Genomic DNA, 24064 nt, shown 5'->3' with positions numbered 1-24064 from the left:
GAGCCGGGCCTTTCGCTAATTGAGGATCGCATCAAGTCGAGCGCATCAAGCCGATCGTATCCAGTAATGAATATCTAGTAGTATAGCAAATGCAGAAGTGCGAATGCGGGCAGTAGAAATTGCAATTTAAGTGAGATAAAATATTCTCATATAGAACTGAAAGTTACCATGTTAAAAAGCAGGGTTAAACGCTAACAGCTAAGGGCGAAATGTGGACAGCTGGTTGACTGCAGTCAGCTGTCGGCTATCAGCTATCAGCCGACAGCCAACAGCTAACAGCCAACAGCCAACAGCTGACTGCTGAAGGCTAATAGCTAACAGCTAAAGGCCAACAGCTGACTGCTGAAAGCTGATTGCAAAAAGGCCAACCGCCAACCGCCAACCGCCAACCGCCAACCGCCAATATCTAATAAATACAAATGGAAAATTTAAACGGAAAAGTAATTTTAGTAACAGGAGGAGCCCAGGGGCTCGGAAAGGCAATCTGTAGTACGCTTGCAGAAGCAGGAGCTACGGTTGTTATTGGAGACATTCAGCAGGAAAAGGCTGAAAAGACTGCTGAAGAGCTTCAGCAGCAGAACTATAAAGTGGCTTTTAAATACCTCGACTTGTCTGACGAGAAGAGTGTTGAATCGGTGATCAACTCGGTGAAGAGTGAATACGGCAGTCTTGACGTGCTGATCAATAATGCCGGGATTGACTTCACTAAACCAATTGCCGAACTGGAGGTTTCAGAATGGGACAGTGCCATGAAGGTGAACCTGCGGGGGCCTTTTTTAACTGCTAAGTTCGGGCTGGCTGTAATGGCGGCACAGCAGAGCGGTTATATTATTAATATCGTTTCCACCGCTGCATTAAGGGCCTGGACGGAGGCTTCTGTATATCACGCAAGCAAATGGGGACTGAGAGGTTTTACTCAGGCTTTATTTACGGAGGCTCGTAAGGTGAATGTAAAGGTAACGGGCTTGATTGCCGGAGGTATGAGAACGCCATTCCTGCTCGATCGCTTTCCTGATATCAATCCTGAGGTTCTGCAGGACCCGGCTAATGTAGCTGCGCAGATCAAACACCTGCTGTTAAACGATACCGATACGGTAATTCCGGAACTCATGGTGATCCCATTCAAGGAAACTTCATGGCCATAATGAAACTATGAACAAAGCAGTATTTGTTGATAAAGACGGGACGCTTATCCCGGACATTCCATACAATACTGATCCTGCCTTAATCACTCTGCAGGAGAACACTGCAGAGGGGTTGAGACAGCTTCAAAGTGAAGGATACCTCATCATCATCATCTCTAATCAGGCTGGTGTTGCAAGGGGGATATTCGAGGAAAAGGCACTTGATGCTGTAATAGGCAGGATGCGGGAGCTCTTGCAGGAGCAGGACGTGAGGCTCGACGGCTTTTACTACTGTCCGCATCATCCCGAGGGGACAGTGGCCGGCTATGCTGTTGAATGCGACTGCAGGAAACCCAGCCCGGGGATGATCCAAAGGGCTGTAAGGGATTTTGACATCGACCCTTTTCAGTCGTGGATGATCGGCGATATCCTCAATGATGTGGAAGCGGGTAAACGCGCTGGCTGTCGCTCTATTCTGCTCGACAATGGAAACGAGACGGAATGGGTGATCAGTGAATGCCGGATTCCCGACTACGTTGTCCAGAATATAGACGAGGCAGCAATGCTCATTCTGAAAAGAAAAATTCCATCGGTACTCGACGTATAATTTACATCATACAGCTATCTAAAATGAATGCAGCTTACCACCACATAATCGATCAGTTCCTGGCGCCCCGGGTGCTGGTGATAGGAGATATCATCCTGGATGCCTACCTGAAGGGCGATAGCAGCAGGCTTTCACCCGAAGCTCCGGTGCCGGTTGTGGCCATTTCGAGCAAGGAAGAGACGGTAGGAGGGGCCGCTAATATTGCCCTTAACCTGAAAGCGCTGGGTGCGTCGGTGTCCTTTTTGTCGGCCGTTGGTGATGACGATACCGCTGAGCGTGCCTTCGCCTTGCTAAGGCAGGCAGGCATTGCAACGGATCTGATTCTGAAGGAAAAGGACAGGAAAACGATGGTGAAAACCCGGGTAATGGCGAAGTCGCAGATCCTGGCCCGTTTTGACTATGGCTCGCAGCTCCCGGTGAATCAGGAAACGGAACGACGACTGGCTGACGCCTTGCTGGAGAGCTACCGCGATTTTGATATTGTGGTGATAGGCGATTACTATGGAGGCATTCTCACTCCGCTGCTGGTGAGCACGCTGGAAAAACTCCAGAATGAACACCATAAACTGCTGGCAGTGGATTCGAAAGAACTGGCTAAGTTCAGAAACCTTAAGCCTACGCTGGTGAAACCGAATTATTATGAGGCGATCAAGCTTCTGGGCATGGACTATCAGCCGGATGGACGTGTGGATCAGGCTATGGCGACAGGAGCACTGCTGTATGAAAAGACGGGAGCAAAGATCATTGCTCTTACCATTGACGCTGACGGGGCTCTGATCTTCGACAACGGCAAGTTTGCCTACAGGTCTTATGCCTACGAGGTGGCTTCGCCAAGTGTGGTGGGAGCGGGCGACACGTTCGTGAGTGCATATTCGCTGTCGCTATTCTGCGGAGCTGATATACCAATGGCCACTGAAATAGCTACCGCTGCAGCTACCATTGCCGTGCAGAAAGTGGATACGGCACCATGCTATAATACTGAGCTGAAATCATTCTTTGCGGTGAATCATAAGATCGTATCGAACGTGAACGAGCTGCGGAAGCTTGCAGAGATCTATGAAGCGCAGGGTAAACGGATCGTGTTTACCAACGGATGTTTTGATATCCTTCATAGTGGCCATGTATCCTACCTGAACAAGGCACGGGAGCTGGGCGATATCCTGATCGTGGGCCTGAACTGCGATGAGAGTGTGATGCGCCTGAAAGGGCCGGAACGCCCGATCAATCCTCTGCCTGACCGGATGGAAGTATTATCGGGGCTGAGCTCTATTGATCATATTATTTCCTTCGGGCATGAGAACGAGGACTCGCCGGTGGATCTTATCCGTGCGGCACGTCCGGCAGTGTACGTAAAGGGCGGTGACTACACTAAGGAGACCCTTCCGGAAACAAAGGTGGTAGAGGAAACAGGAGGAGAGATCGTCTTCGTTCCTTATGTTCCCGACCACTCGACAACCAGAATAATTCACAGGATTAATAATGGAGGAAGGCTGAGGATGCAGGCCTGATCCTCGCGATCTCCTGAGTTGAAGATAATGTTAAATGAGCGACTGGAAAGACTGTAAGAATATACTTTGTATACGGCCGGATAATATGGGCGACCTGGTAATGTCAATCCCTGCTATCAGGGCTTTGAAGGAAATGAACGGCGCCAGGATCACCCTCCTGACTTCTTCAATGGCGAAGGGCATTGTGCCGATGATTCAGGGAATAGATGACGTGATTGTTTATGACCTGCCCTGGGTAAAGGCAGAAGAGGCGGTTGATCAGGACGCCCTGACTTCTGTCGTAGCAGAAATACGGTCGCGTGCTTTTGATGCTGCCGTTGTTTTTACTGTCTATAGTCAGAATCCGCTTCCTACAGTGATGCTTGCCTGGATGGCCGGTATTCCGAAAAGACTGGCCTATTGCCGGGAGAATCCCTATGGCTTACTGACCGACTGGGTGCCCGATCCTGAACCCTATTCTGAAATCAGGCATCAGGTAAGGCGTGACCTGGAGCTTGTGCATCAGGTGGGGGCAGAGTCTTCTGATCTCTCCATTAGTCTCGCTATTGATGAAAGCCGATGGGAAGGACTGGAGGAAAAGCTGTCGCGCATTGGGATTCAGACGGAAAATCCATGGATCATTCTTCATCCGGGAGTGAGTGAAGAGAAACGCCGGTATCCGGAACATCTATGGTGCGAACTGGGGAAAGAACTGGGAGAGAAATACCAGTTGCTGATCACGGGGGCCGCCTCTGAGAAATGCCTGGCTGATTCAATGGCTGCCTGCATCGGCGATAATGCATTCGCGCTTGCCGGTCACCTCGATCTGGCTGAGTTTGTTCTGTTAATCAGTCGTTCGCGACTGGTGATTTCGGTTAACACGGGCACTGTTCACCTCGCTGCAGCAACACAAACCCCTGTAGTGGTTTTGTATGCCCTTACCAATCCGCAGCACTATCCCTGGAACATTCATGGACGGGTGCTGACCTTTGAAGTTCCTGAACACCTTAAAAGCAGGAATGAGGTGATCCGGTATGTGGATAAAACTTATTTTCATACTCCGCCTGCTCCTGTACTGCCTGAGGAAATCATATCAGCAGTTCAATCGGTTTTAAAGGGTGATGCTGTGCTCATCCCGGAGCTGCCTGTCTTATCTTAAATGCAGTTGCGGCGCTGCTCCTTCATCTTCACCTGAACTTCACTTCTCTTTATGATTTTTGATGCTCAAATACACACGTATGAGCAAAGAGAAAGTCGTTAACCTGAACTTTTTAGTATGTATCCTTCTATTGCTGGCCGGCACGGCAAGTGCGCAGACATACACGCTGAAGCTAAGTTTTAAGGAGGCAGAGAAACAGTTTCTGCAAAAGAACCTTCGCCTGATCGCTCAGAAATATCATGTCGACGCATCCTCTGCTTTAGTTAAACAGGCCGCCCTCTGGGACAATCCGACCCTGAACACCGAACAAAACCTATACGACAATACCCATACGTTCTTCAACCATGCTGACGGAAACGGACAGGTGTATCTGATCATGAGCCAGATCTTCCGGACGGCAGGCAAGAGAGGGAAGCAGGTGCAGCTGGCGAAGGATGATGCCAGGATCCAGGAAGCTGAGTTTAATGACCTCATGCGCAACCTCAGGTACAACCTGCAGCAGGACTTTGCAGACGTTGCCAGTATCACTGAACAGAACAAGGTCTATGTGACGGAGATTTCTTCGCTGAACACGCTGGGTGATGCGATTGAAAAATCGTATAAGGCAGGAAATTCATCCTTTAAGGATGCGGTGAGGATTAAGGCGCTGTTGTTTGGCCTGCAAAGTGATCTGGCCGAAAATAATCGTCAGCTTGTAAATCTGGAGACAGAGCTTAAGACCCTACTGGCAGTGGATGAAGGCACGACAATCCTTCCGCAACTGGACAGACCAAAAGTTGAGGCTCTGCCATCTGCTGATCAGCTGATTGCACAGGCTCTCACGAGCCGTCCTGATTATCTGGGAGGAAGCATCGAATCTGAACGGGCAAAGCATAATTTGAGCTATCAGAAGTCGCTGGCACTTCCCGACATTACTGCCGGTGTGGTATATGACAAGGTGAACAGTTATTCTCCTCACTATTTTGGCTTGCAGATCGGCCTTCCCCTGCCTTTGTTTGACCGGAATCAGGGAAACATCAGGGCTGCCAGGCTTGATATGAAAGGTCAGGAGGCTGCTTTCAAAGACAGCGAACTTTCTTTAAAGCACGAAGTGATGGCAGCGCGCGAGCAGTACCAAATTGCAGCAAGCATGCTTTCGGAAGGGTCGGAGGACTTCTACAGCAAGTATGACCAGCTTTTCAAAGGGATGCTGAAGAGCTATCAGCAACGACAGATCAGCCTGCTGGAGTTTGTTGATTTCTTTGAGTCGTACAAAGACACCCAGCTCAAGATCATCGCCCAAAGGTATAATCTGCATAAGGCAGCTGCCGATCTTAACTACACCGTTGGTACAACCGTAATCAATCCTTAGTCAGTATTAAATAAGAAAATGAAGAGAGAAATAATCGCCCTGCTGGCCGCTGGTACATTCCTCATGTCAGCGTGTAAAGAGAAGGCAGCAGAAACGAAAACAAAGAATGAGGTATGTATCAGCGACTCGCTCACCAGGCTGATCCGAATCGATACTGTTAAAACGGCAAATATTAAAGACGAGTTAAGCCTGTCGGGAGAAGTGTCTTTTGATGATAATAAAGTGGTAAAGGTTTTCCCTTTCGCCAGCGGGCAGGTACTGGAAGTGAAAGTGTCTTTGGGTGATCATGTATCGAGAGGTCAGACACTGGCCGTGATACGAAGTGCTGATGTAGCAGGGACCTATACTGACCTTTCGGCGACTCAGTCTGACCTGTCTATTGCCAGGAGGCAGCTCGAACAGGCACAGTATCTCTATAAGAGTGGTATCTCCAGCGAGCGGGATTACACAGAAGCAAAGGAAAATTATAATAAGGCACTTTCTGCCAACAGGAAGATCAGGGAGCAGATTGCTATCAATGGAAGGGGAAGTACAGGCGCCAACGGCATGTATGTCATCAAGGCTCCGGAAGGAGGCTTTATAGTAGAAAAGAATATCAGCGCGGGCAGCTTTATCAGGCAGGATAATGGAGCCAGCCTCTTTACAATCTCGGACATGAAAGATGTTTGGGTGTGGGCAAATGTATTTGAAAGCGATATTTCGAAGGTAAAGCAAGGTTACACAGCTAAAGTGACTACGCTTGCATATCCCGGAAAAGTGTTTGAAGGGCGGGTGGATGAAGTAAGCTCTGTGCTCGATCCTGATAACAAGGTGATGAAGGTGAAAATTGTGCTGCCAAACCCCGGTATGCAGCTCAAGCCTGAGATGTTTACCAATGTGCTTGTCACCAATAATGAACCATCGAGTTCGGTGGCAGTGCCTTCTGATGCTGTAATTTTTGACAGCAGCAAGAACTATGTGATTGTTTACAAAGACCGGTGCCATCTGCAGATCAGAGAAGTGAACGTGATCAAGTCGGTTGAAAACGTCTCCTACATCGGTTCGGGTTTAAAGCCCGGAGAGCTGGTGATCTCCAAAAATCAGCTACTACTGTATAACGCGCTCTCAGAGTAAAGCGGGACAGGTCTATTTACTAAATCAAGTGGGGAATCTGTAAACATGAATACGCTAATTAAAAATATCATACATTTTTCGCTGAGGCACCGCTACCTGGTCTTCTTTCTTACCGGAGTGCTGGCTGTCCTGGGCGTCTGGAGTTATAGTAATACTCCGATCGAGACCTTTCCTGACGTCACCAACACGCAGATCATTATCATTGCTCAATGGCCGGGACGGAGTGCTGAGGAGGTAGAGAAGTTTATCACCATCCCGATGGAGACAGTGCTTAACTCGGTTCAGAAGAAAGCAAACCTTCGTACAACGTCAGCTTTTGGCTTGTCGTACATCCGGATCATCTTTGATGATGATGTAGACGATGCCTTTGCCCGGCAGCAGGTGCTCAGCCGGCTGGCTAATGCAGACCTCCCTGAGGGGGTGAAGCCAGAGGTAGAGCCGCCATACGGACCTACGGGTGAAATCTATCGTTACACGCTGGAAAGCAAAAATAAATCTATTCACGAGCTGACTGCTATTCAGGACTGGGTGCTTGACCGCCAGTTTAAATCGGTACCGGGTGTAGCTGATGTGAACAGCTTCGGAGGGGAGGAAAAGACCTATGAAGTGAGCGTTAATCCGGCTCTACTTCAAAAGTACGGCCTGAGTTCGCTCGACGTATATAATGCAATCAATCGTGCGAATATCAATGTGGGCGGGGATGTCATTAATAAAAACGATCAGGCGTATGTGGTAAGAGGGATCGGAGTGATCAACAACATTGAGGGTATTGAAAATATCATCGTCAAGAATGTGAACGACGTGCCCATCCTGGCAAAAGATGTGGCAACGGTGCATGAAAGCGGGCTTCCAAGGCTCGGTCAGGTGAGCAGGGATAACGAGAAGGACGTGGTGGAGGGCATCATTGTGATGAGGAAAGGCGAGAATCCGGCAGAAGTCCTCAATAGGATCCGTGATAAGGTAAAAGAACTAAACTCCTCGATCCTTCCCAGGGGCGTCAAGATCAATACCTTCTATGACCGCACCGATCTGATGGATTTCTGTACTGAAACGGTGATCCACAATCTGCTCGAAGGGATCATCCTGGTGACTGTGATCGTTTTCCTTTTTATGGCCGACTGGCGCACTACCGTTACCGTGGCTATCATTATCCCTCTTGCACTGCTCTTCGCATTCATCTGTATGCGGATTAAGGGAATGAGCGCTAACCTTCTTTCGATGGGTGCTGTTGACTTTGGTATTATCATCGACGGAGCGGTCGTGATGGTTGAGGGGCTCTTTGTCGCGCTTGATCATCGGGCGCGGGAAGTAGGTATGGAGAAATTCAACGGACTTGCAAAAATGGGTCTGTTCAAGAATGTGGGAACAGAGATGGGAAAAGCTATCTTCTTTTCCAAGCTGATCATCATCACCTGTTTGATTCCGATCTTCTCTTTCCAGAAGGTAGAAGGCAAAATGTTCTCCCCTCTGGCTTATACATTAGGTTTTGCGCTGCTTGGGGCCCTGTTGTTCACGTTGACTCTTGTTCCTGCATTGTCGAGTATCCTTCTGCGGAAGAATGTCAGGGAAAAGCATAACCGCATTGTGCTCTTTTTTGAGAATGGTGTTAAGCGGCTTTTCAACTTTACGTATCATAATCAGAAACTGAGTCTCATCATCGCGCTGTCATTCATGGTCCTCACGTTCTTTTCTGCCAAGTTCCTGGGAACTGAATTCCTTCCTGACCTTAACGAAGGTGCGCTCTGGGTAGAAGCAGAACTTCCGATGAGCATATCGCTTGTGCAGGCGGAGAATATTAACCAGAAGATGATGCAGATCCTCGATAAGTTTCCGGAGGTGAAACAGACCCTTGCGCAAGTGGGACGGACCAACGACGGAACGGATCCGAAGGGTTTCTATAACGTGCAGATCCAGGTGGATTTGAAAAAGAAAGATCAGTGGAGAAAGGGGCTTTCGGAAGATGAGCTGATTGATCAGATGGACGCTCAGCTTAAAAAGCTCCCCGGTATCGTTTATAACTATTCACAGCCAATCAGGGATAATGTGGATGAAGCTGTGGCAGGAGTGAATGCCTCAATGGCGGTCAAGATCTTTGGTCCGGATTTCGATGTGCTGGATAAAAAAGCCGATGCGGTGATGGCAGTCCTCAAAAAGGTGCGCGGTATTGAAGACCTGGGAGTTCTGCGTAATTTGGGACAGCCTGAGTTCAGAATTGAGCTTGATCAGAAAAAGATGGCGATGTACGGGGTGAGTACCGCTGACGCCAACGCAGTGATCGAGATGGCGATAGGAGGTAAGGCCGCATCAGAGCTTTATCAGGGAGAACGTCGCTTTGACATTACTGTGCGCTATCAGAAACCTTTCAGGGATGCACAGGAGAAGATTGAAAACCTGATGGTACCTACCTTGAAGGGCTCGCGCGTGGCGATCAAGGAAATTGCTGAGATAATAAAGCTGACGGGTCCTGCATTTATTTATCGCGACAATAATACACGCTATATTGCTGTGAAATTCTCCGTGAGGGAGCGCGACCTGGGAAGTACGATCAAGGAAGCTCAGCAGAAGGTAAATGCTGCTGTGAAGCTCGATCAGGGATACTCCTTCACCTGGAATGGCCAGTTTGAGAATCAGATCCGTGCGTCGAACACCCTGGCTAAAGTGGTTCCTGTTTGCTTGCTGGTGATCTTCCTGATCTTGTTCATCACTTTTAACAATGTGAAGGACGCGATGCTGGTCATCCTCAATGTCCCGTTCGCATTGATCGGGGGAATCCTCGCCTTGCACATTACCAGGATGAACTTTAGTATCTCAGCTGGAATTGGCTTTATTGCCCTCTTTGGAGTGTGTATACAGAACGGGGTTATCCTCATCTCCGTCTTCAGGAAAAACCTGATGGAGCATATGCAGCTTGATGAGGCCATCCTGCAGGGAGTGATATCGCGCGTACGCCCTGTGGTAATGACTGCATTGATGGCTGCCATCGGACTGATGCCGGCAGCTGTGTCAACAGGCGTAGGTTCTGAAACACAAAAGCCGCTGGCGATAGTGGTAATCGGGGGGCTGGTCACCTCAACCATCCTGACCTTGCTGATCCTGCCTGTTATATATTCCATATTCTATAAGCTTTTCCACCGGCGGGAGAACCGAAAGCTCCTTAAAAAGCTGGGTGCTGTGAACAGTTAACGAATCAATAAAGGGTCCTTAGCCGGACCCTTTATTGATTTATTTTGTCTAAGTTTGCCACACCACGCTATGACAATACTCGTATTCACTCTCATTTTACTGGTAGGTGCGTATGCCGCCGGCTTACTTGGGTCGTTAACTGGACTCGGTGGAGGTGTTGTGCTGATCCCACTGCTGACTTTGATATTCCATGTCGATATTCGTTATGCGATAGGCTGTGCACTCGTTGCCTCTATTGCCACATCTTCAGGCTCGGCAGCGGCCTATATCAAAGAGGGCATCACCAACATCCGCATCGGTATGTTCCTGGAAATAGCCACAACAACCGGGGCCATCATTGGTGCTCTTATCGCTGCTTACGTCGCCACTCATATCGTCGCCATTATTTTTGGTGTTGTCCTTCTTTTTTCGGCAGCCATGTCACTCCGGAAGAAACATGAAGGAGCGGAAACGGATGACCGAAGTGCACTGGCCAGGACTTTAAAGCTGAACGGCTCTTTTCCCACAAAGGACGGAGTGGTGGAATACAAGGTGAGGCGTGTCCTGGGCGGTTACTCATTGATGACCATAGCCGGTGTGCTGTCCGGCTTATTGGGCATTGGTTCGGGAGCTTTAAAGGTGCTGGCAATGGACACCATTATGCGGATTCCTTTTAAAGTGAGTACTACCACCAGCAACTTTATGATCGGTGTTACAGCAGCAGCGAGTGCCGTGGTCTACCTGCAGCGTGGTTATATAGATCCCGGCCTGGCAATGCCAGTAGTGATCGGCGTACTTGGAGGGGCGTTCACCGGATCTAAAATACTGGTAGGTGCTAATACCAAGAAACTTCGTCTGCTGTTTAGTGTCGTCATCAGCTTCCTCGCCATCGAAATGATTTATAATGGTCTCACGGGAAAATTATGAAAAGCATGTTTAGTTCATTCAAGAGCGATAAAGATGTTGCTTCTCTGGTAGGGAAGCTTCTCAGGACGGGTGTTTTTACGGCTAGTGCAGTAGCGCTCTTTGGCGGCTTGATTTATCTTTTCAGACACGGAGGCGAATTGCCCGACTACCATGAATTCAAAGGTGCACCTGAAAACCTGCGACACCTTCCGGGGATCTTTACCGGAGTAGGAGCCTTTAGCGGCCGTGCTATCATTCAGCTTGGTGTGGTTATTCTGCTTGCTACACCCATACTGCGCGTCGCTTTCTCTGCTGTGGGCTTCCTGCTCGAAAAGGATCTCTTATATGTCTTCATTACGCTTTTGGTGCTGGCTATCATAGTAGCGGGAATGGTAGGAGGCCTGGGAGGATGACGGATAAGGCTGCACCTATCGGTGTTTTTGATTCAGGATACGGAGGTCTGACGGTTTTCTCTGAGATCCGGAAGAAGCTGCCTCAGTACGATTATATCTATCTGGGCGATAATGCTCGTGTCCCCTATGGAACACGCGCCTTTGAGACAGTCTATCGCTATACGCTGGAGTGTGTGGAACAATTGTTCGGGATGGGATGCCGCCTGGTGATCCTGGCCTGTAACACTGCTTCGGCAAAGGCTCTTCGAAGCATCCAGCAGAGGGATCTTCCAAAGCTGAAAGAACTGAGAAGAGTGCTGGGTGTGATACGCCCTACTGCAGAGGTGATTGGTGTTTATACCGTTACTGGCAAAGTGGGCATCATGGGAACACAGGGAACCGTGACTTCTAACTCTTATAAGCTGGAGATTGCTAAGTTCTTCCCCGGAGTTGAAGTGTTTCAGGAAGCTTGCCCCATGTGGGTGCCGCTGGTTGAGAATAATGAGTTTGCAGGCCCCGGGGCCGATTACTTCATCAAAAAGAACATAGATCACCTCATGGCTCAATGCTCTGAAATTGACACCATTGCACTGGCCTGCACGCACTACCCCCTGCTGATCGACAAAATCAGAGACTGTCTTCCTGGCGGCGTACGCGTAGTTTCTCAAGGTCCCCTGGTTGCGGAGAGTCTCCAGGATTACCTGAACCGGCATCCTGAAATAGAAGCGCTTTGCTCAAAAGGCGGAGAGTCGCGCTTCTTCACCACCGAATCTACTGACAGCTTCAACGAGAAGGCCGGAATCTTCCTGCATGATACCGTATTTTCGGAGCAGATCGAGATATAGCAATCATAACGAAGTGCCTTGGCTATGACCTCCTAAGTTATCTCTTTCCGATGTGGCTTTCGCCTGCCGGAAAGGCCTGTTGTGTGATCTCCGTATTAGCCTTGACCTCTTTTGCATCAATAGTGTGTTGAATGGGGCCTGTCTTCTTTCTTCGCCGGTAGTCAATTAGAAAATAGACCACGAACAGTGCTGTCGATATCACCGAGATCCAGAATACTGCTTTGTCCAGCTTGCCTTCCTCCGAGAACAGGGCGATGAGCACCAGCAGAGGTATGGTACCGGCAATCGTAGCGAGGGTGAACCGGATAAAGCCCATCTTCAGGAAGCCGGCAACAAAATGGAGGGCATCGTTAGGAAGAAGGGGTGATGTCCGGATCGCGACAACCACTCCTATCCCATATCGTTTTACCCATTCCTGTACTTTTTTTGAGTCGTCTCTCCTATGACTCTCTTCATGGCATAAGGACCCAGGTATTCTCCTGTATAATAGCCGGCAGTGGAGGCTGCAACTACCGCAAGGATCGATATCAGACCTCCCCACCAGGGGCCATAGCACATGATAGCTACGATCATCAGCAGGAAGTTCGGAATAAAGAGCAGGAAGGCTTGCAGGGTCATGGTGACGATAATGATCAGCGGGCCCCACAATCCGAACTGCTTTACCCAGGCTTCTGCCTTTTGCTTATCCTTACTCATGAGGACATGGAAGCCGTCATTCACCTGTGCATGAAATGACGGTATCAGGAAATAGGAGCCGACAAGAGCAGCTATAATAAAGAGCGAGATCCATAAAGGGAGGTTTTTATTCTTTTTTACAATTTCTTTAACGGTTTCGGACATGTGCAATGTTAGTTTTTGTTAATAACAAAAAACTGCCTTCCTTGCTTGTGCTGTTTCTCTATGTTTCTCTGCCTTGCCGCCCTGCTCATCTTCATGAGTATAACAAAAGCGGCTCGCGTGCATTTTTGAGGACCTGCGGCAACGGAAAGTGGCAGAAGTTAAGGCTTAAAAAGCTATTTTTGCGAAATATTGATTTAGCTGAAAAATATGAGCATTTCCAAAACATATGATCCGAAAGAAGCAGAAGACAAATGGTATAGCTACTGGCTTGAAAAAAGGTTCTTCCACTCTGAACCCGACGAGCGTGAGCCTTATACCGTCGTTATTCCTCCTCCGAACGTGACCGGAGTGCTTCACATGGGGCATATGCTCAATAATACGATTCAGGATGTCCTGGTTCGCCGTGCAAGGATGCAGGGCAAGAATGCCTGCTGGGTTCCGGGTACTGACCATGCTTCCATTGCCACGGAAGCGAAGGTGGTAGCAATGCTCAAGGAAAAGGGAATTAATAAAAAAGATCTCACGCGTGAAGAGTTCCTGCGCTACGCCTGGGAATGGAAAGAGAAGTACGGGGGCATCATCCTGAAGCAGCTGGAGAAGCTGGGCGCTTCCTGTGACTGGGATCGTACCAGCTTTACAATGGACGAGCCTCTGTCTGTTGCAGTACGCGATACCTTCATTCATCTTTATAAGAAAGGCCTCATCTACCGCGGAGTCCGGATGGTGAACTGGGATCCTAAAGGGATGACGGCAGTGTCAGATGAAGAGGTGATACGCAAGGAAGTCAATCAGAAACTATATTATATCCGCTATAAGATTGTTGACGCGGCAGACGATAGCTACATCGTAATTGCCACTACCCGCCCTGAGACAATCATGGCCGACTCGGCTATCTGTATCAATCCAAACGACGAGCGTTACCGTCATCTCAAAGGAAAGAAGGTGCTGGTGCCTCTGATCAACCGGGCAATCCCGGTAATAGAGGATGAATACGTAGAGATGGAATTCGGTACAGGCTGTCTGAAAGTGACACCTGCGCACGACCTGAATGACTATGAACTAGGACTGAAGCACCATCTTCCTGTTATCGATATTCTGAACGACAATGGGACGCTCAATGAAAAGGCGGAGATCCTGATAGGAGAGGATCGTTTTGTTGCCCGTAAGAAGATTGCCGGGATGTTAGAAGAAGCTGCGGCTCTTGAAAAGGTAGAAGATTACAAGTCGCAAGTAGGCTTCTCTGAACGTACGGATGCTGCCATAGAACCCAAGCTTTCACTGCAATGGTTCTGTAAAATGGAGGAGATGGCCAAGCCAGCTCTTCAATACGTGCTCGATGGAGAGATAAAGCTGATCCCCGACAAGTTTATCAACACCTATCGCCACTGGATGGAGAATGTGAAGGACTGGTGCATCAGTCGCCAGCTCTGGTGGGGCCAACGTATTCCTGCCTGGTATAATGAGAAAGGCGAATGGGTGGTTGCCAAAGATCAGGCAGATGCTGAGCAGGAGTTTCGAAATGCAGGGAAAGACTTTCAGACCATCACCCAGGATGAAGACGTGGTAGATACCTGGTTCTCTTCCTGGTTATGGCCTATGTCTGTTTTTGATCCTTCTGTCTGCGGGCACCCGGAGGAAAAAGGGAATGAAGAGATCAACTACTACTACCCCACAAATGACCTGGTAACTGCTCCCGAGATCCTCTTCTTCTGGGTAGCGCGGATGATTATGGCAGGTAACGAGTTTAGAGGAACTGTGCCTTTCAAAAATGTTTATCTCACCGGTATTGTACGCGATAAGATCGGAAGGAAGATGTCAAAATCGCTCGGGAACTCACCCGATCCAATCGAGCTGATTGAGAAATACGGAGCTGATGGCGTTCGTGTGGGAATGCTTTTATCCTCACCTGCAGGGAATGACCTCATGTTTGACGAGTCCTATTGTGAGCAGGGTCGCAACTTCGCCAATAAAATATGGAACGCGTTCCGGTTGGTGAAGGGCTGGACGATCAACGAGGAGCAGGGTGCGGGCGAAGAAAACCAGGCAGCCATTGAGTGGTTCGGAAACCGCTTTAATGAGGCTCTCGCTGAGATTGAAAGCCATTTCAACCAGTACCGCTTGTCTGAGGCGCTGATTGCCATATATAAGCTCGTTTGGGACGACTTCTGCTCCTGGTACCTCGAAATGATCAAACCAGGGTACCAGCTTCCTATTGATGCTGCAACTTATGAGGCTACTAAAGGCTTTTTTGAAAAGATCCTGAAGCTTTTACATCCTTTTATGCCCTTCCTTTCAGAAGAGTTGTGGCATGATGAGGTCTTCGGCAGGCGCGAAGATATGGACTGCTGTATTGTAGCTGCCTATCCCGTTTCAGCTCAGCCTAACGACTCTCTTTTAAAGGAAATGGAGATCGTAAAGCAGGTGATCTCTGAGGTTCGTAACATTCGTAACAGCAAGCAGATATCTCCCAAGGAGGAACTTCCTCTGGCTATCAGATCCAACTCAGAGCTCGACTATCAGAAATACCTTCCGGTAATTAAAAAGCTTGCCAATATCAGCGAAGTTAGTTTCATTGAAGAAAACCCTGCTAATGCTTCATCTTTTATTGCCGGCCGGGATGAGTTTTTTGTAAGTCTGGAAGGAAATATTGATGCAGAAGCTGAGCGCGAACGCATAACAAAAGAGCTGCAGTATCTGCAGGGCTTTTTGAAGTCGGTCGCCGGCAAACTTTCTAACGAGCGTTTTGTTCAGAATGCAAAGCCGGAGGTAGTTGAAAATGAGCGGAAGAAAAAGGCGGATGCAGAAGCTAAGATAGCCATACTGGAGGAAAGCCTGAAGCAGTTACAATAGAAAGAGCGGAAGCTGCGAGATCATGCTGCTTCTGTAGTGTAAACTAGCTGCAACGTGCTTCCCCTTAGTCAGAAAGTATAGTTTCGGGCAGTTGTCTGCTGCTTAACACGCGGCTGTATCACAATCTGGTTTTAGCCAGAAATTCGATGCAATATTATTGGATCGGCATAGCTAAGCGGTAGTATAACGTCAGTTTAAGTTACCAGGTGTTATTTTCTATTAAAAAAAGCGAGGCTGTATCAGAAATGATTCAGCCTCGTTCAAATACCCCAACCACCCCAATTGCATGAAACACATGAGAACGATCCTTTTATTCGGCCTGCTATTTTCGCTGGCAGCATGCCAGCAAAAAAAGACTGAAAAGAAACAAACTGCCGGGGCCCCGGCAGTTACCGATCCAAAGATACTGGTCAATTGTGATGGCATTGGCGAGGTGAAGCTAAGTGACACTCAGGCGGATCTGGAAAAGCGCTTCGGGAAGAAAGCGATCAGCGTGCATGAGAATAACGTTTCCGGCCAGTACCTTTCCCTATGGGAAGGCACACCCAGGCAGCTGAACATCTACTGGGAGGAGAAACATGCTCCCTTCCGAAAAATCAGATACATTGAAACCGGCGCTTCTGACGCTCCTTATATGACGGCCGACAGCCTCCGGGTAGGGCTTTCTTTACCCGATCTGGTAAGAAGGAACGGGCACATGCCGCTCACCTTTAATAACTTCTATACAGAGAAAGAAAGCGGACTTATCGTAAGTCTTAACAACGGCGACCTGCAAAAAAGTAATCCTTGCTTTGAAGGAACATTGGAGTGGGTGAGCCAGTCTAATATTTACAAGAAGGACTTCGATGAGTTTAAAAAGCGTGATGTAGTCGAGTCGTCAGACAATATCGTGAAACGTATGGAAGTAATGCTGGGCAGCTTTCGTGTCTCTGCAAAGAAATAATCGCAAACATTAAATCAGTCTAAATGAAATCCTCAAGAGTCATCTGTCGCATTCTCTTTATCGTTCTTCCCGCGTTGCTGCTATTTTCCTGCGGTCAGAATAAAAGCAACAAGAAAGAGAATTCGGGAGGGCAGGGATTTGATATAGGAGCTAACCAGTCGGGCGACGACGAGATCACCTGCTGGGGAATTGGTCCCGTTGAACTGGATAACGATATGCAGTCGCTTGCCGAAAAGGTAGGGAAAGAAAACCTCAGTCAGGACTCCCTCTTCGCCGAAGGGATGTTTGAAGGATTCGTAACAACGGTATGGAAAAACTCGCCCCGCGAGATCATTGTCCACTGGAAGGAGAAGAAAGAACCTTTTCAAAATATTCAGTTTTTGGAGATCAGACAAGCTTCATCTCCCTACCACTTCCTGAATGGAGTTAAGATCGGTTCCAGGGCGAGCGAAATCACCCGTCTTAATGGAGGAACGCCCTTCCTGCTGTATGGCTTTGGATGGGACAATGGCGGTACATTCGTGAGCTTTAACAAAGGGAAGCTTGCAGGCGACATGCCTTGCTTTGGAGGCGTCTTTGCTTTGCCCGATAACGTGGATGCAAAAGATGCAGAAGGCATCATGGGAGATATGGAGATTAAATCAACAGTGCCTGCCTTGCAGAAATATGATGCCAGGCTGGTGGCGCTCCGCGTAAAAAATATCTGAGGGGGCTCCGCTTCCGGCCTGGCCACCCATTCTCTGCAGGCGCTGTCTTGCATGTACATCTTCTCTGTCTCCTGCTCTTCCGGCTTAGTCGCGCATTCTCTGCAAGACCGCCTTGCCTGTACATCTTCTCTGTCGCCTGCTCTGCCGGCCCTGGTCTTCCCGTCAAGAGTTACCTTGCATGTATACCTTCCCCGGTCGCTGCTATTCAGGCGCGGAGATGCATTCCTGCAGACCCGCCTTGCCTGCGCACCTTCTCTGTTTGCTGCTATTCCTGTCCAGTCAAGCATTCCCTCGAAGACCCGTCTTGCGCACCTAAAACCTCCCTCAGTGCGATGCTGCTATACCGAATAAAAAGGCAAAGATTCGATAAACTGATAGCTTTTTGAGCTGAAATCAATCTGGCAATAGTAGTGCTGCAGGCCATTGGTTACGGCCAGCAGAGGGATCCGATGGACAATGTTATACCGGGCAATCTGGTCGAATACCTTTTGATTGATGGGCACAGAAGGCGCCTTACACTCAATCAGCAGGATCTTCTCTCCCCGGGAGTTAAAAGCCACAATATCGGTCCTCTTTTGCAGCGAATTGAGTTTGAGCCCTCCTTCCAGCCTGATGAGCGATTTTGGATAGCCTTTTTCCCCAATGATGTACCTGACAAAATGCTGGCGTACCCACTCTTCAGGCGTCAGCACAAGGAATTTCTTCCTGATATCATCAAAAATGTAATTCGTCTCTGCCTCCTGTTTAATCCTGAAGGGATAGGGAGGCAAGTTCAATGGCACCGGCTCAAACATCAACGCGAAAGTCGGAAAATATCCCGCCAGTCGCAACCCGAAACTCCGTGCTCTATTTATTATCTTAGCAGCTGAAATGACTGCTGCTGCTTTACTGAATGATCTCAAGAGCCGGAAATTCAAACCGGTATACCTTTTTCATGGCGAAGAGCCCTATTATATCGACGTGTTTAGCGACTATATAGAGGCGAACCTGCTGTCGGAAGGGGAGAAGGGCTTTAATCAGACGGTACTGTACGGCCGCGATACCGACATCATCACCGTACTCAATGCTGCCAAGCGTTTTCCGATGATGAGCGAGTACCAGCTGGTCCTCATCAAGGAAGCTCAGGACATGAAGTGGGGAAAGGAAACTGAAGATAAGAAAGCCGGCGACCCATTCCTTGCCTATCTCGAAAGGCCACTCGCCAGTACCATCCTCGTTTTCTGCTATAAGCACGGCAAGTTTGACAAACGGAAGAAAACCTACAAGGCCATTGAAAAGAATGGGGTCGTCTTCGAGTCGGCTACCATATACGACAATAAAGTGCCTGCCTGGGTAGAGGACTTCGCACGCGAAAAAGCCTATCGCATCAATCCCAAAGCTTCTGCTCTTATTGCCGAATATCTGGGGAACGACTTGTCGAAGATCTCCAACGAGCTGGAGAAGCTTATGCTCAACATTCCTAAAGGCAATGAAATTACGCCCGAGGATGTCCAGAACAACATCGGAATCAGTAAGGAGTATAACGTATTCGAGCTGCAGGATGCACTGGCAAAGCGCGATGTGCTGAAAGCGAACCGCATAGTCGGCTATTTTGCATCAAACCCCAAAGCTAATCCCATTCAGCTGGTGCTGGGAGCTTTAAATACCTGGTTCACCAAGATCCTCAAGTACCATTATATTGCCGACAAGAGCCCTCAAAACCTTGCCAGAGAACTTGGAGTGAACCCCTATTTTGTGAAAGATTACGACCAGGCAGCAAAGGCCTTTAACATCACGAGGACGTTCGAAATTATCAGTTTCCTGAGGGAGTACGATCTCAAAACCAAAGGGGTCGATTCAACCGGCAATACCGTAGAGGGAGACCTGCTGAAAGAGCTTGTTTTCAAGATCCTCCATGTGTAGATCAGGATACATGCCATCGTTTGTGCACGGGATAACCCGAAGGAATGCTTCTACTAAATCTGCCTGAGACAGTGATAAAAGTATTAGCGGGCTTCGGAGGAGGATATGACTATAAGTCTTACAAGTATTTCAAGAAAAGTACCGCTGATAAGAACGCAGAGGCCCCTCAGCTTGACCTTAAATTCTTCAATGCCCTTTAAACAAAAGCCGCTCGCCCATTTTTGCTGCGTTAAACACTCCCCGTTCGTAAGCCAGATGTCCCGAAACCAGTGTATGCGTAATGCTGCTGCCAAAACTGTATCCCTCGAACGGACTCCATCCGCATTTAGATAAGACACTTTCTCTGGAAACCGGAGTCGGTTTACGAAGATCGGCCAGCACCAGATCAGCATAGTATCCTTCCCGGATAAATCCGCGATTCTGAATGCCGAAACAGATAGCCGGATTGTGTGCCATCTTCTCGGCAACCTGTTCCAGACTGATCTTCCCCTGGCTGTGCATTTCAAGCATAGCCAGCAGTGCATGCTGCACCAGCGGCCCGCCAGAAGGAGCTTCCAGGTAGGGCTTCATTTTCTCCTCAATCGTATGGGGCGCATGGTCGGTTGCGATCACGTCTATCCTTCCGTCGAGTACAGCCTTCAGGATGCCTTCCCGGTCCGCTGCAGTCTTTACTGCCGGGTTCCACTTGATCCAGTTGCCCTTTTCGGCATAGTCCTGATCGGAGAACCAGAGGTGATGAATACAGGCTTCTGCTGTGATCCTCTTGTCGCCCAGGGGCAGCGTGTTGTCGAACAGCTCCGTCTCGCGTGCCGTCGAGATATGCAGGATGTGCAGCCGCGTGCCATGCTGTTTAGCAAGCGACACGGCGAAGGATGACGACTTGTAGCACGCTTCTGCGCTCCTGATGAGCGGATGCATCTCAGGAGTAATATCAGTGCCATATTTTGCCTTGTATGCCGCCATATTATGGCGGATCGTTTCTTCGTCTTCGCAGTGAGTGGCAATCAGCATCGGCACAGAAGAAAAGATCCGCTCAAGCGTCTGCTCGTTATCCACCAGCATATTGCCCGTCGAGGAGCCCATAAAGACCTTTACCCCGCAAACCTGCTGCGGGTCTGTCTTAAGAACCTCTTCCAGATTATCATTGGTAGCTCCCATAAAGAAGGAATAGTTAGCCAGCGAACGCTGCGCGCCGATCCGGTACTTATCTTCCAGCAGTTCCTGGGTGATCGTGTTCGGTACGGTATTCGGCATCTCCATAAATGAAGTGATTCCGCCGGCCACTGCTGCCCTGCTTTCTGTATAGATCTCCGCCTTATGCGTAAGCCCCGGCTCACGGAAGTGTACCTGATCGTCAATACAGCCCGGAAGGAGATGAAGACCTTCGGCATTGATTTCGCGGTCCGCTCTTTTGCCAATAGCAGGAGCAATCTCTTCAATCAGGCCGTCTTTGACCAGGACATCGGAAACAAAGGTCCTTCCTTCGTTCACAACAGTGGCAGATTTAATCAGAATAGAGGACATAGTATGGTGCTAAAACTGCGAATTTAAGTATTTATCATTACTATGTCTTTTCTTTTCGATGCCTTAACTCAATCCAGCTAAATGCGTTTCTTTATGTGGAGCATGGCAAGATCAGGCCCGCTGAAGTGTATCCTGAGAGAAATAAGAGCTATTGCCGCAGGTCAGGAGTTGCCAAATGCATATCCTGGCAGACGGCGCTCGTGCTTTCCGCACTTCAAGCCCTGAGTACTGAGAGCAGAGACGGGCATACATACTCTTTAAGTCGGCTCAGGCAAAGGGGACCAGCTTAGCTCAGGCATTACGATCGGCAAACAGAGCAAAAAACTAGTTATAATGAAAATAGATCTTCGTAACAAAATAGCCCTGGTGACAGGCGGAAGCAAAGGGATAGGCAGGGGAGCAGCAGAATCGCTTGCCAAAGCAGGGGCTACGGTATACATATGCGCCCGGAACCTTGAGGAAATGGAAGGCGTAGTAGCCGGCATGTCTGCTGCGGCAGGGAATCCTGTTAAAGCCATTCAGGCTGACGTCACTCAGCAGGAGGATGTTGATTGCCTCATCGAGACCATTAATTCGCAGGCAGGTACGGTCGATATCCTGGTCAACAACGTAGGCGGCATCGGTAAGCAGGTCCCTTTTGAAGATTTTCCTGCCGAAGATTATCTCTCACTTTATGATTTGAATGTCGTCTCAATGGTCCGCATGATCAAAGCCGTCGTTCCCGGCATGATAGCGAAAGGCTGGGGCCGCATAATCAACATGTCATCCGAGAATGGCCTGCAGCCCTATCCCGACATGATCCCCTATAACCTCACAAAAGCTGCTATTATCAACCTGAGCAAGGGCTTGTCCAAGTTGTACGGCAAACACAATATTCTGGTTAATACCGTGTCGCCAGCCTTCATTTACACGCCCCTCGTTGAAGACATGCTAAAGGGGCAGGCAGAGCAGAAAGGGATATCGGTGCAGGATGCGCAGAGCCAGTTCCTCGAACAGAACCGGCCGGGAATAGAGCTGGGCAGGCCAGGCACCATCGAAGAAGTAGGCGCCGCAGTAGTCTTTCTCGCTTCCGAACAGGCCTCCTTCATTACCGGTACCAACCTTCGTGTCGATGGCGGTTCAGTGTCATCCATTTAGCCATCTGAGGCGGGTGCATCATTAATGCAGGGCAAAACGCTATCTTTGCGGCATGCCTTCATTCGAAGATTTTAAATTAAACCGCCAGATACTGAATGCGGTAGCTGATGCCGGCTTTACAGAGCCGACGCCCATTCAGCAGAAAGCGATCAACCCGGTCCTGTCAGGGCAGGATATCATGGGCATTGCGCAGACAGGCACAGGCAAGACTGCCGCCTACGTTTTGCCCATGCTCATGAAGCTAAAGTATGCCCAGGGAAATGACGCCCGCGCCCTCATTCTTGCTCCTACCCGTGAGCTTGCTATGCAGATTGAGGAGAATATCCGGCTTTTTGCAAAATATACAGACCTCAGGACCGTTGTGATCTACGGGGGCCTCGGTCCAAAGACCCAGAAGGCCCAGCTTGAGAAGGGAGTAGATATCCTGGTAGCCACTCCGGGACGTTTCCTTGATCTGTATCTCGAAGGCTTTATCCCGGTCAAATCCCTGCAGTTCCTTGTTATCGATGAAGCCGATAAGATGATGGACATGGGCTTTATAGGTTCCATTCATCGAATCCTCGAAGTGGTGCCCCGCAAACGTCAAAACCTACTCTTTTCGGCTACCATGAGTGAGCTTGTCCATAAGATCGCCGGCGACTTCCTGAAGTTTCCTACCCTGATCGAGGTAGCCCCTCAGGCTACTCCGGCAGATACCGTTCAGCAGCTGCTTTATTACGTTCCAAATCTGAAGACGAAGCTGAACCTTCTGATGTTCCTTTTAAAGAAAGAGGAGGAACTAAGCCGCATCATCATTTTTTGCAAGACCAAGGAGGTGGCCGATAATATCTTCCGGTACCTCGAACGGAAATACGGCGAAGATCAGGTGAAAGTGATCCATGCCAATAAAGGCCAGAACACGCGCATCAACTCCATCAATGCCTTCAAGGAAGGCGATGTGAGGATTCTGGTTGCAACGGATGTTGCAGCGCGGGGCCTGGATGTCAACAATGTCAGCCACGTCATTAATTTCGACGTGCCTGTTGTCATCGAAGACTACGTCCACCGCATTGGGCGTACCGGCAGAGCGTTCAATACCGGCGACGCTATTACTTTCTGCAATCCTGCCGAAGAGTATTACCTCAGGAAGATTGAGAAGCTGATCAGGCAAAAAGTCCCCGTTGCCGATATCCCTGACGAGGTCTTTATAGAAGATACGCCTTTCGATGAACGTCAGGCTATTGCGCGTGAGATTGATACACAGCGACGGAAGGAAGATCCTGAGTTCAAGGGAGCCTTTCACGAAAAGAAACATGCGACAGCAAATAAAGGCCAGGGTGCAAAAGCAAAGACGGGAAAAAAGCCTGCAGGCAAGGGCTCCGCAAAGCCGGCAGCAAAGAGGGCAGCACCTTCTGGCGCAGCAAGGAAAACTGGCGGCAGGGGTCGTAAGAAATAGTGCGGACTATACGCTTTAGCAACGATAAAAGCCAGAAGAAAACATTCATGACCGAAGCTCATGAATAGGAATGAAAGGAAGGCGGATGCCCTTCCTGGGAAAATGAATAATGAAGATGCGTCTGTCCCCTCTTAATTTCGTTTCGGCGGCCCTGGTGGTCACGCTGATCTACCCACTTCTCGACCAGAAGCAGTCGAAGGTACAGCCAGGCTGGTTGTCATTAGTCCTGGTCATTGTTCTCTGCTCAGTCGCCGACCTGCTGTTCCGCACCTTCCTGCGCGATCTTAAACGCATTTGGATTGTAGAGGTGATATTTATCATCTTTGCAGCCATCGTCCTGTTGGTGCTGGGCAAAGCAAGTTTGCTTCAGTAAGCCGCCAAGCAAGAGTGAACGATAACGTCCGGATGCTTAAATCGGTGGCGGGAAGAAAAAAGGAGTGGGCGATGTTCTTTGCGTTTAGTAACACCCATAAACTGCCGCCGAATCTTCGCTCGCGGAAATGGAAAAGAAAGCAGGTTGATGCTCTTTGCTGGCTTTAGAAAATAAATACATCACAAAATTGAAAACAGTTAATCAAAC

The 24064-nt window shown here is 49.0% G+C and carries 20 protein-coding genes and 1 pseudogene; 18 read left to right on the top strand and 3 right to left on the bottom strand.

From position 1 onward, the window contains the following. Nucleotides 1-419 precede the first annotated feature (419 nt). The 10 genes from ACES2C_RS01040 to murI all read left to right on the top strand — a co-directional run bounded on the left by ACES2C_RS01040 (nt 420) and on the right by murI (nt 12146). Nucleotides 420-1145, top strand: coding sequence for an SDR family oxidoreductase (locus tag ACES2C_RS01040; RefSeq protein WP_374165174.1), 726 nt, complete (start codon nt 420-422; stop codon nt 1143-1145). Nucleotides 1146-1152: 7 nt separating this feature from the next. Further along, a complete protein-coding gene (locus ACES2C_RS01035; RefSeq protein ID WP_374165173.1) occupies nt 1153-1731 on the top strand; it encodes a D-glycero-alpha-D-manno-heptose-1,7-bisphosphate 7-phosphatase in 579 nt (192 codons plus the stop codon). A gap of 23 nt (nt 1732-1754) precedes the next feature. Further along, a complete protein-coding gene (rfaE2, locus tag ACES2C_RS01030; protein WP_374165172.1) occupies nt 1755-3239 on the top strand; it encodes a D-glycero-beta-D-manno-heptose 1-phosphate adenylyltransferase in 1485 nt (494 codons plus the stop codon). 34 nt (nt 3240-3273) lie between these two features. Next, a complete protein-coding gene (locus tag ACES2C_RS01025) occupies nt 3274-4377 on the top strand; it encodes a glycosyltransferase family 9 protein (protein WP_374165171.1) in 1104 nt (367 codons plus the stop codon). A 79-nt stretch (nt 4378-4456) separates the two neighbouring features. Then, nucleotides 4457-5728 carry a TolC family protein gene (locus ACES2C_RS01020; RefSeq protein ID WP_374165170.1) on the top strand — a complete coding sequence of 424 codons (1272 nt, stop codon included), beginning with the start codon at nt 4457-4459 and terminating at the stop codon, nt 5726-5728. 18 nt (nt 5729-5746) lie between these two features. Then, nucleotides 5747-6841, top strand: a complete 1095-nt coding sequence (locus tag ACES2C_RS01015; protein ID WP_374165169.1) for an efflux RND transporter periplasmic adaptor subunit — start codon at nt 5747-5749, stop codon at nt 6839-6841. Nucleotides 6842-6886: 45 nt separating this feature from the next. Further along, nucleotides 6887-10024, top strand: a complete 3138-nt coding sequence (locus tag ACES2C_RS01010) for an efflux RND transporter permease subunit (protein WP_374165168.1) — start codon at nt 6887-6889, stop codon at nt 10022-10024. Between the two features lie 69 nt (nt 10025-10093). Next, entirely contained in the window at nt 10094-10930 is an 837-nt protein-coding gene (locus ACES2C_RS01005) for a sulfite exporter TauE/SafE family protein (RefSeq protein ID WP_374165167.1), read from the top strand. 5 nt (nt 10931-10935) lie between these two features. Next, nucleotides 10936-11322 (top strand): DUF1634 domain-containing protein, encoded by a 387-nt coding sequence (locus ACES2C_RS01000; protein WP_374165166.1) that lies wholly within the window; start codon nt 10936-10938, stop codon nt 11320-11322. Further along, nucleotides 11319-12146 carry a glutamate racemase gene (gene murI / locus ACES2C_RS00995; RefSeq protein WP_374165165.1) on the top strand — a complete coding sequence of 276 codons (828 nt, stop codon included), beginning with the start codon at nt 11319-11321 and terminating at the stop codon, nt 12144-12146. Before ACES2C_RS01000 ends, murI begins: the two co-directional genes overlap by 4 nt. Before the next feature lie 37 nt (nt 12147-12183). On the opposite strand, the pseudogene ACES2C_RS00990 reads toward murI, so the two are convergent. After that, nucleotides 12184-12704: pseudogene (locus tag ACES2C_RS00990) on the bottom strand (TVP38/TMEM64 family protein). A gap of 489 nt (nt 12705-13193) precedes the next feature. On the opposite strand from ACES2C_RS00990, the gene ACES2C_RS00985 reads away from it, so the two are divergent. From ACES2C_RS00985 to ACES2C_RS00975, 3 genes are all read left to right on the top strand, one after another. Next, nucleotides 13194-15836 (top strand): valine--tRNA ligase, encoded by a 2643-nt coding sequence (locus ACES2C_RS00985; RefSeq protein WP_374165164.1) that lies wholly within the window; start codon nt 13194-13196, stop codon nt 15834-15836. Nucleotides 15837-16131: 295 nt separating this feature from the next. After that, a complete protein-coding gene (locus tag ACES2C_RS00980; RefSeq protein ID WP_374165163.1) occupies nt 16132-16779 on the top strand; it encodes a hypothetical protein in 648 nt (215 codons plus the stop codon). Nucleotides 16780-16802: 23 nt separating this feature from the next. Next, a complete protein-coding gene (locus tag ACES2C_RS00975; protein WP_374165162.1) occupies nt 16803-17486 on the top strand; it encodes a hypothetical protein in 684 nt (227 codons plus the stop codon). A 338-nt stretch (nt 17487-17824) separates the two neighbouring features. On the opposite strand, the gene ACES2C_RS00970 is transcribed toward ACES2C_RS00975, so the two are convergent. After that, entirely contained in the window at nt 17825-18280 is a 456-nt protein-coding gene (locus ACES2C_RS00970) for a type I restriction enzyme HsdR N-terminal domain-containing protein (protein WP_374165161.1), read from the bottom strand. A 76-nt stretch (nt 18281-18356) separates the two neighbouring features. Between ACES2C_RS00970 and holA the strand changes: the two genes are divergently transcribed. Together holA and ACES2C_RS00960 are read left to right on the top strand one after the other, a co-directional pair. Next, a complete protein-coding gene (holA, locus tag ACES2C_RS00965; RefSeq protein WP_374165160.1) occupies nt 18357-19388 on the top strand; it encodes a DNA polymerase III subunit delta in 1032 nt (343 codons plus the stop codon). 44 nt (nt 19389-19432) lie between these two features. Beyond that, nucleotides 19433-19588, top strand: coding sequence for a hypothetical protein (locus ACES2C_RS00960; RefSeq protein WP_374165159.1), 156 nt, complete (start codon nt 19433-19435; stop codon nt 19586-19588). On the opposite strand, the gene ACES2C_RS00955 is transcribed toward ACES2C_RS00960, so the two are convergent. Continuing rightward, the gene (locus tag ACES2C_RS00955) at nt 19575-20912 is read right to left on the bottom strand and encodes a dihydroorotase (protein WP_374165158.1); all 1338 of its coding nucleotides are present in this window, start codon (nt 20910-20912) and stop codon (nt 19575-19577) included. The genes ACES2C_RS00960 and ACES2C_RS00955 overlap by 14 nt on opposite strands. A gap of 333 nt (nt 20913-21245) precedes the next feature. On the opposite strand from ACES2C_RS00955, the gene ACES2C_RS00950 reads away from it, so the two are divergent. The 3 genes from ACES2C_RS00950 (at nt 21246) to ACES2C_RS00940 (ending at nt 23857) form a co-directional block, all read left to right on the top strand. Further along, a complete protein-coding gene (locus ACES2C_RS00950; RefSeq protein WP_374165157.1) occupies nt 21246-22049 on the top strand; it encodes an SDR family NAD(P)-dependent oxidoreductase in 804 nt (267 codons plus the stop codon). Between the two features lie 52 nt (nt 22050-22101). Further along, entirely contained in the window at nt 22102-23484 is a 1383-nt protein-coding gene (locus tag ACES2C_RS00945; protein ID WP_374165156.1) for a DEAD/DEAH box helicase, read from the top strand. 109 nt (nt 23485-23593) lie between these two features. Beyond that, nucleotides 23594-23857 carry a hypothetical protein gene (locus tag ACES2C_RS00940; protein WP_374165155.1) on the top strand — a complete coding sequence of 88 codons (264 nt, stop codon included), beginning with the start codon at nt 23594-23596 and terminating at the stop codon, nt 23855-23857. Nucleotides 23858-24064: the final 207 nt, after the last annotated feature.

Source organism: Arcticibacter sp. MXS-1 (genome assembly GCF_041902385.1).
GTDB lineage: Bacteria > Bacteroidota > Bacteroidia > Sphingobacteriales > Sphingobacteriaceae > Arcticibacter.
Note: the sequence above shows the minus strand (reverse complement) of the source record. Positions and strands in the feature narration are given on the sequence as shown.

What these genes read in the sequence shown, in the direction of transcription:
- holA (WP_374165160.1), top strand. Translation starts at nt 18,357, where the DNA reads ATGACTGCTGCTGCTTTACTGAATGATCTCAAGAGCCGGAAATTCAAA.
- ACES2C_RS01000 (WP_374165166.1), top strand. Translation starts at nt 10,936, where the DNA reads ATGTTTAGTTCATTCAAGAGCGATAAAGATGTTGCTTCTCTGGTAGGG.
- ACES2C_RS01015 (WP_374165169.1), top strand. Translation starts at nt 5,747, where the DNA reads ATGAAGAGAGAAATAATCGCCCTGCTGGCCGCTGGTACATTCCTCATG.
- ACES2C_RS00975 (WP_374165162.1), top strand. Translation starts at nt 16,803, where the DNA reads ATGAAATCCTCAAGAGTCATCTGTCGCATTCTCTTTATCGTTCTTCCC.
- ACES2C_RS01040 (WP_374165174.1), top strand. Translation starts at nt 420, where the DNA reads ATGGAAAATTTAAACGGAAAAGTAATTTTAGTAACAGGAGGAGCCCAG.
- ACES2C_RS00985 (WP_374165164.1), top strand. Translation starts at nt 13,194, where the DNA reads ATGAGCATTTCCAAAACATATGATCCGAAAGAAGCAGAAGACAAATGG.
- ACES2C_RS01020 (WP_374165170.1), top strand. Translation starts at nt 4,457, where the DNA reads ATGAGCAAAGAGAAAGTCGTTAACCTGAACTTTTTAGTATGTATCCTT.
- ACES2C_RS00940 (WP_374165155.1), top strand. Translation starts at nt 23,594, where the DNA reads ATGAAGATGCGTCTGTCCCCTCTTAATTTCGTTTCGGCGGCCCTGGTG.
- ACES2C_RS00980 (WP_374165163.1), top strand. Translation starts at nt 16,132, where the DNA reads ATGAGAACGATCCTTTTATTCGGCCTGCTATTTTCGCTGGCAGCATGC.
- ACES2C_RS00970 (WP_374165161.1), bottom strand. Translation starts at nt 18,280, where the DNA reads ATGTTTGAGCCGGTGCCATTGAACTTGCCTCCCTATCCCTTCAGGATT.
- ACES2C_RS00960 (WP_374165159.1), top strand. Translation starts at nt 19,433, where the DNA reads ATGCTTCTACTAAATCTGCCTGAGACAGTGATAAAAGTATTAGCGGGC.
- murI (WP_374165165.1), top strand. Translation starts at nt 11,319, where the DNA reads ATGACGGATAAGGCTGCACCTATCGGTGTTTTTGATTCAGGATACGGA.
- ACES2C_RS01005 (WP_374165167.1), top strand. Translation starts at nt 10,094, where the DNA reads ATGACAATACTCGTATTCACTCTCATTTTACTGGTAGGTGCGTATGCC.
- ACES2C_RS00955 (WP_374165158.1), bottom strand. Translation starts at nt 20,912, where the DNA reads ATGTCCTCTATTCTGATTAAATCTGCCACTGTTGTGAACGAAGGAAGG.
- ACES2C_RS01025 (WP_374165171.1), top strand. Translation starts at nt 3,274, where the DNA reads ATGAGCGACTGGAAAGACTGTAAGAATATACTTTGTATACGGCCGGAT.
- ACES2C_RS00950 (WP_374165157.1), top strand. Translation starts at nt 21,246, where the DNA reads ATGAAAATAGATCTTCGTAACAAAATAGCCCTGGTGACAGGCGGAAGC.
- ACES2C_RS01035 (WP_374165173.1), top strand. Translation starts at nt 1,153, where the DNA reads ATGAACAAAGCAGTATTTGTTGATAAAGACGGGACGCTTATCCCGGAC.
- rfaE2 (WP_374165172.1), top strand. Translation starts at nt 1,755, where the DNA reads ATGAATGCAGCTTACCACCACATAATCGATCAGTTCCTGGCGCCCCGG.
- ACES2C_RS01010 (WP_374165168.1), top strand. Translation starts at nt 6,887, where the DNA reads ATGAATACGCTAATTAAAAATATCATACATTTTTCGCTGAGGCACCGC.
- ACES2C_RS00945 (WP_374165156.1), top strand. Translation starts at nt 22,102, where the DNA reads ATGCCTTCATTCGAAGATTTTAAATTAAACCGCCAGATACTGAATGCG.